The organism is Lysinibacillus sp. NPDC048646, from assembly GCF_050272295.1.
Classification (GTDB): domain Bacteria; phylum Bacillota; class Bacilli; order Bacillales_A; family Planococcaceae; genus Lysinibacillus.
In genome coordinates this window covers 1-6,970 of the sequence record NZ_JBNNLZ010000049.1, presented here as the reverse complement: position 1 = coordinate 6,970, position 6,970 = coordinate 1, and the positions used below count along the sequence as shown (strand labels likewise).

5 protein-coding genes and 1 pseudogene are annotated in these 6,970 nt (G+C 40.3%); all 6 read left to right on the top strand.

The features are described from left to right. Nucleotides 1–182, top strand: a pseudogene (locus ACQKII_RS24410) (group II intron reverse transcriptase/maturase); the annotation flags it as partial. A 226-nt stretch (nucleotides 183–408) separates the two neighbouring features. After that, nucleotides 409–858: an HNH endonuclease signature motif containing protein gene (locus ACQKII_RS24405; RefSeq protein ID WP_427463021.1), complete on the top strand. Its 450-nt coding sequence runs from the start codon at nucleotides 409–411 to the stop codon at nucleotides 856–858. 114 nt (nucleotides 859–972) lie between these two features. Beyond that, entirely contained in the window at nucleotides 973–1,116 is a 144-nt protein-coding gene (locus ACQKII_RS24400) for a DNA cytosine methyltransferase (RefSeq protein ID WP_427463019.1), read from the top strand. A gap of 479 nt (nucleotides 1,117–1,595) precedes the next feature. Next, nucleotides 1,596–2,549 carry a collagen-like triple helix repeat-containing protein gene (locus tag ACQKII_RS24395; protein WP_427463018.1) on the top strand — a complete coding sequence of 318 codons (954 nt, stop codon included), beginning with the start codon at nucleotides 1,596–1,598 and terminating at the stop codon, nucleotides 2,547–2,549. A gap of 26 nt (nucleotides 2,550–2,575) precedes the next feature. Further along, nucleotides 2,576–2,944 (top strand): hypothetical protein, encoded by a 369-nt coding sequence (locus tag ACQKII_RS24390; protein WP_427463017.1) that lies wholly within the window; start codon nucleotides 2,576–2,578, stop codon nucleotides 2,942–2,944. Nucleotides 2,945–3,834: 890 nt separating this feature from the next. Continuing rightward, nucleotides 3,835–5,952, top strand: coding sequence for a hypothetical protein (locus tag ACQKII_RS24385; RefSeq protein ID WP_427463016.1), 2,118 nt, complete (start codon nucleotides 3,835–3,837; stop codon nucleotides 5,950–5,952). Nucleotides 5,953–6,970: the final 1,018 nt, after the last annotated feature.

Genomic DNA, 6,970 nt, shown 5'->3' with positions numbered 1-6,970 from the left:
AACTGATGTCCCTAGTTGCAGGATATATTAAGGATAAGCCAACTTTAAAGTTAATTCGTAAGTTTCTCAACGCTGGTACTATGGCAAATGGCATCTTAGCACATAGCCAAGAAGGCACGCCACAAGGTGGCCCATTGAGTCCACTACTTAGTAATATCCTTCTCCATGAACTAGATAAAGAGGGTTCTTGGAATCAAAAACTACTACAAGATAACAACGCATGTGAACACTGACTTCTCTGAAATAGCCTATCGGCTTTCTCGAACTTTATACAATCGACTCAAATCTATTGGAAAATATGGAATACCTATTAAACCCTCAGAAACATATAAAAGGTTTAACAAAAATAATTTCAAGACATTTGAAATAGAGAGTATTCACCTTTTTCCCATAGCGGATATTAAAACAGTGAACAGTACAAATTTTAGTCAAGATTTGTGCAACTATACGAAAGAAGGAAGAGTAAAGCTACATAAACATTTAATAAACGACGTAGCTATTGAAATAAATAAATTGTTAAAAACAATCTTCTATAACGATAAACTTGAATACGCTGATAATCGAATTTCAAGATACTCCATGCAGTCAGGGAAATGTGCGATAACAGGAGAATTCTTAGTAGCAGAAGAAGTCCATTGTCATCACAGAATCCTTCGCCATATGGGAGGTACAGATGAATTCAAGAATCTCGTAATAGTGCATAGAAATGTTCACAAATTAATCCATGCTACAGAAACAGAAACAGAAACAGAAACAGAAACGATTGAACGATATAAGAGCCTTCTCCAATTGGATGGTAAACAATTGGAGAAATTAAACCAATTTAGTCATAAATGTAATTTAGTTACTTTAGTCTAAAAGGATACGATAGAACGCCTAATGCGGTGAAAGCTGCACGTTGGGTGTGGATCAGGGGAAAAGATGGAGATAACTTCAAAGTCTTACCTCTTGCTATAACAAGAGGGTGAGAAAATGGGATTTGTAGATATTTTTGCTGGTATAGGTGGATTTAGATTAGGACTTGAGAAAGCAGGACATAAATGTGTCGGCTATGTTGAATTGGGTGAATTCGCTAGAAGAAGTTATGAAGCTATACACAAAACAGAAGGAGGGTGAACGTGGCATGACATCGCAACAATTGACTATAGGGACATTCCTAGAGCCGGATGTTGCACATTCAGATTCTCTTGCCAAGACATTTCTTTTGCAGTGGTGGGTTGAGTGAAATGAAAGAACCATTACACTTTTGTTGTCGATTTAGTTGATAAAATCCAAGGGAATATCAAAGAATTCTGAATGAAACGAGTATTAAATGATTAGTGTTTAGTATAATTCAATACTAAATGATATGAGTCAATAGAAACAAGAGTTAAAACGTTTTATCAATTAATAATAAAATCTCAGGGGCTTTGTCTATTTCCTTTGCCTGTTCTCTGAATAGTATGATAATGAAATAATTCGGAGGTGAGCTAATGAGTTTCAGTTACCATATCTTTAGTAAGTGTAAAAGATGTAGTAATAATGAGATTTTCAAGTGCGAAACGAAAATCAACAGTTGTCAAATGAGGTTCAAGTGTAATGAATGTGGTTGCAATGTGTACCCGCCTGCAGCAACAGGACCTACAGGACCACCTGGATTGGCAGGAACGACAGGTTCGACAGGTTCGACAGGACCACCAGGATTGGCAGGAGCGACAGGTTCAACAGGAGCAACCGGTTCAACAGGAGCGACAGGTTCAACAGGTTCAACAGGTTCAACAGGAGCAACCGGTTCAACAGGAGCGACAGGTTCAACAGGTTCAACAGGTTCAACAGGTTCAACAGGAGCGACAGGTTCAACAGGTTCAACAGGAGCGACAGGTTCAACAGGAGCAACAGGAGCAACAGGAGCAACAGGTTCAACAGGAGAAACAGGAGAAACAGGAGCAACCGGTTCAACAGGAGCGACAGGAGCGACAGGTTCAACAGGAGAAACAGGAGCAACCGGTTCAACAGGAGCGACAGGTTCAACAGGAGCAACAGGTTCAACAGGAGCAACAGGACCAACAGGAGCAACAGGTTCAACAGGACCAACAGGAGCAACAGGTTCAACAGGACCAACAGGAGCAACAGGTTCAACAGGTTCAACAGGAGCAACAGGACCAGGAATAATGGAGGTTTTTCTTGGAACAGACCAATCAGTTGGTAATAATGATTTCCTTGGTTTAGGTACCTCGTCAGCAAGCTTTGTTAGGAATACGGTAGTAATACCTCAAAATGCAATTATTCAAAGTTTGACTTTAAATATTCGCGATCATCTTTTAAATGCAGGGGAAACAATATCAGCTGAGATATTTATTAGCACAAGTTGTGGTTTTAGTGCTCCAACAGCTACTGGTATTGTTGCAACTATAACAGGACCAAGTTCACCTGCAACTCCAAATTGTTGTGCAACTACAACAACATCATTCCCTGTTAATCAATGTACTATTTTATCTGTGCAAATTATCACAAATGATGGTGCATTTGCTTCTGGTATTGCAGCCACTATTCTATTTACTTTGCCATAGTCGTAAAGGTCAGTTTACTGAAAAATATGAGGAAATTAACAAACAAGGTAGGTTCTGCGCATGTACGAATAGTTGAAGGATTATCGCAAGCTGAGGAAGAAATAGCATACCTTGAATTTAATCTGGAACGAACAAAAAAAGAGTTGGGACGCTGGACTTTAGGCGACCTATCAGGTGTAAAGCTGACATCAGAGAGCGATGGCGCAAAATTAGAGGAACACATTAAAGCTATCGAGTATGAGTTAGCACATAAACAAAACGATCTACATGATTTAAAAAGACTGATATGTACTTTTAGTGGCTTGGAATATAAGATACTTTATCGGAAATATGTAGTGGTCAAAACAATTGAAAAGATGACCGAAGAAATAGGGTATAGTCCGCGATATATATAACAAACATTCACAGATGTTAAGAATGATGGACTATGCAGAAAGGTTAAGTTAACAAAAGGTTAAGTGTAGTAAGCTTCCTGTTTTCTATTGAAGATCTGTAATATGATGATAACATACAAAAGCAAACGAAATGTGCGAGAAATTAATTGCCCTCAATAATAAGCACTTTCTTTGTACGTGTGTTTCTGGAAACAAGCCAGGATATTCCTTTCAACATGAGGGCAAATAAAAGTGGTATTTTGTGCAAATATAATAGGCAATAGACCATTTCTAGGGCTTCATCTAAGAATAGGATATTAGACGTGGATGAGCAGCCACTAATATTATTTGTACACATTTTTATATCCCTTTGTTCAAAAGATCACTCTATAATAATGAGTGGTCTTTTGTTTTTATTGCAAAAAATTTTATTAATAACTAGTCACCAGCATATTTCTATTCAATAGACATACATCAAAAAATTACTTTCCCTACTATATTTATAGAAAAGAAGAAACTTAATTGCATCCGTTACTTGTGAACGATTAGGAATTTACCTTTAAGAATAAATGGATTATGGTAGGCTACACTACACTTGGTTAGACAGCATTTCAAAAGGAGCGTGTCAAAATGAGACGAGAACATAAAACCTATAACATGGGCCGAATCTAGCGTCACCACAACCCAAATCTAAGATTTTCATTCCTGATACATAATCAAGAAGTTCTACTAGATTGTAAGCGAATAGGGTGTACCGCAAGGCGGATTATACAAAGTAAATCGCTAGAACCCCCGTTTTCCATCCCAACGACAAGAACCGTTCCCCGGCCCAATCAAGTTTTTCCCCTCTGGCATATAATTTTAATGAATGTTATTTTATAGACTGCGATATAAAGGGGTGACATATAAAAATGATTGTAGATGTTAATGTTTTCAACTTTACTGATATTACAGCGGCATTATTGAGCGCGCAAGACGGAGATGTATTCAATTTTTTTATAAAAAACGATATCAATTTCAGCAGTGTTGTTTTGATACAAAAAAATATCACCATTAACCTGATCAATAGCAGCGGCAATAATAGTGTTACACTTGCGATTACAAATGGAGGGAGCTTCCGTCACTTTTCAACGTTAACAAACGGTAGTTTAACAGGAGTGTCGATGACCGTAGGTGTTGGTATCATCCTTGATGGCGGCGGAACGGGCGGCGGCATTTTAATTTTTGGCTCCGGTTGTTCCCTGACCCTTAACGGATGCACAGTCACCAGTTGCAGAGCTAGCATTAACGGCGGCGGCATCCTGGTTCAGGGCAATATCAGCAGAAGCAAACTTTTCATGAACGATGTGCTCATAGAAAAATGCCAAGCCGGCACCAGCGGCGGCGGCGTTTTTGCCTCTGCTTGTGATATTGAGATGAACGGCGGGGAAATAACCGGTAACCGTGCAAACAATGGCGGAGGTATCAGCACCTCAGCAGGTGCGACCAGTCTTGGTTCCACACTTACGATTAACAGTGGGAAAATCAGCGGTAACACTGCCGTGACGAATGATGGAGGTGGTATTGGTGCGTTTGATACCATCGTTACGATTCAAGGCTGCGAGATAAGCAACAATGCAGCCGACCTCTTTGGAGGCGGCATCTTTGCATTTGTTCAACTGCTGACCAGCAATGAAAACAGACTTATTATCAGGGAAAGCATAATAAAAGGGAACATTACAAGAAGTTTCGGCGGAGGCATTGGCGTATCGGGTCAGCTTGGTGAATTTACAATTATAAACAGTTTAATCACTGAAAACAAGTCAATCAGTACGACAATAGCCGGCTCGAATCAAGGTGGCGGTTTATACTTTTCCGGTGGATCATCCCTTACCTTGAGCGACGGCCAGGTGACCGGAAACATAGCGGGAAGAGGCGGTGGCGGGATTTTTGTAAATGATGCCTCTACCCTTATCCTTACAGGGACCGCTGAGGTAAGCGGAAACGAGGCGGGCCTTGAAGGTGGCGGCATTGATGGATTTTCCGGCTCTTCCATTACCATCGAAGGAAACGCAAGAATTTTCAATAACCACGCAAACAGCGACGGCGATCCCCAAAATGCTTCCCGTGGCGGCGGAGGGATTGCGCTTTTTGCGTCGAACCTTACGATAAGAGAGAATGCAATCATCAGTGGCAACTCATCTTTAAGCTATGGCGGCGGTATTTGGACTTTTCCGCAATTCACCCCCATTTCTACCGTTACCATTGAGGGTGGAACGATTGAAGGAAATACGGCAAATTTTGGCGGTGCCATCTCCATGGGCGCCGTTCCAGGATTCACACCCACCTTAACGATAACCGGCGGCATTATTACGAATAACACCGCATTCACGGACGGCGGCGGCATCATTGCCATGGGTTCGCTCGTTTCGATTGCCGGCGCTGGAATAACAAATAATACCGCCGGTGGGGACGGAGGAGGTATATTTACGGATGAGCTCGCCAATGTAACGGTATTTGCTTCCGTTATTTTCAGTGGAAACATCGCGCAGAGATATACGTATTGGGCAATCACAAGCGGCGGGGACAGCGATATATATAAGACGCATATATTTACGGAGCATTTCAGCACTTTCATCCCAAATCAGACGCCGCCACCGTTGGTATGGTCTTTTCTAAATGCTTATAACAATTACGACATCAACTATGTTAAGCCGGTGAAAATCGTAACCGTAAACTTTGTAGAGTTCAATAACCCCGCCCACGTGATACATTCAACCATTATTAACAGTTTTATTGGCGCCACTGTAATCATTCCTCCGTTTGAAACGTTTACGGATATCAATGGTACGCTATGGATATTGTTCCCTCCAGACCAGCCCGCACAAACAATACAATTAATCAATCCTGAGGCCGATTATGTCGTTACATTCACTTACGCAGCTACACCTACACCTACACCAAGATTCACGATAACACGTAGGTCCAGTAACGCTTGTAGCTGTAGGTCCAACAGTTTGCCCTGTTGCCCCAGCGATTGGACCTGTTAAAGAAGGAGCAGTTCATTCTTAATTAATCCTTGCATGGTAGTTTGAACACTTGAATTAACCTCCAGCAACTCATTGATGGTCACTGGAACGGAAAGTCCTGCAGCGTACCGACAGCGTATTGGTTTTTCTCCGCTTTGGCATTAATAATGTGTCCTAGCCCTAACTCTTCAATCGCTATAGAAGCTAACAAGAGATTCAAGGCGTCATCTCTAGTAATAGTGATGCTATGGGTTATATTAGGAATATTCGCTTGCGACATTGTTTTTATCCTTTCTTAATTTTCGGTCGTATAATGAAGGATATGATTTTTTTCATTAACGGTTTGAGCTTTCAATCCTCCGAGAAGCTATTTTTACAAGTATATACCGAAGTATGAATCACACTAGGGGGGAACGCAAAGAGCCCGGAATCACCAGCGTTGTCCCAGACTTAGACTTGCGCTTCCTATATTCCATACTGCATCCGTTTTTTACCCGAACTGAACATTAATTGTGATGTCCGATACCTACGCTATTTTTTACAAAATGAAAGTGAAGCAGATGAAGTAGTCGTTTCATTTAAAGCCGCAATTGAAAGTAAAACTAGTGAGGGATTACGGGAATACTTTATAACGAATAAGAAACAAAACAAATAAAGTGAATATATATATAAATAGGACCAGAACTCACTACAATAATGAGTAATGGTCCGTCTGTGTTCATTCAAATATTTTGGGAATAGACGATTTATATAGCGTATTACAATATCTCTCTGTATCTCTTAGTACAGTAGAAAATAGTTAATCAATAATTCATCATCTGTGCAAAGAGAAAGTCCTGGTCCTGTACCTTTCTACAATTGGTTACGTGATAGTCGTAAATAATAAATAAGCACATGAATCAATCAATATTTATTTAAATCATGCCCTTACTCATTGTTTATTTAATGAGTCAGTTTCATAATTTTGAGACCTTACGGTTCTAAGCTTAAAATGACAAGAAAATAGAGCACCTCCCCAAATCCTGTATAATGAGAGTTA

What these genes read in the sequence shown, in the direction of transcription:
- ACQKII_RS24400 (WP_427463019.1), top strand. Translation starts at nt 973, where the DNA reads ATGGGATTTGTAGATATTTTTGCTGGTATAGGTGGATTTAGATTAGGA.
- ACQKII_RS24390 (WP_427463017.1), top strand. Translation starts at nt 2,576, where the DNA reads ATGAGGAAATTAACAAACAAGGTAGGTTCTGCGCATGTACGAATAGTT.
- ACQKII_RS24385 (WP_427463016.1), top strand. Translation starts at nt 3,835, where the DNA reads ATGATTGTAGATGTTAATGTTTTCAACTTTACTGATATTACAGCGGCA.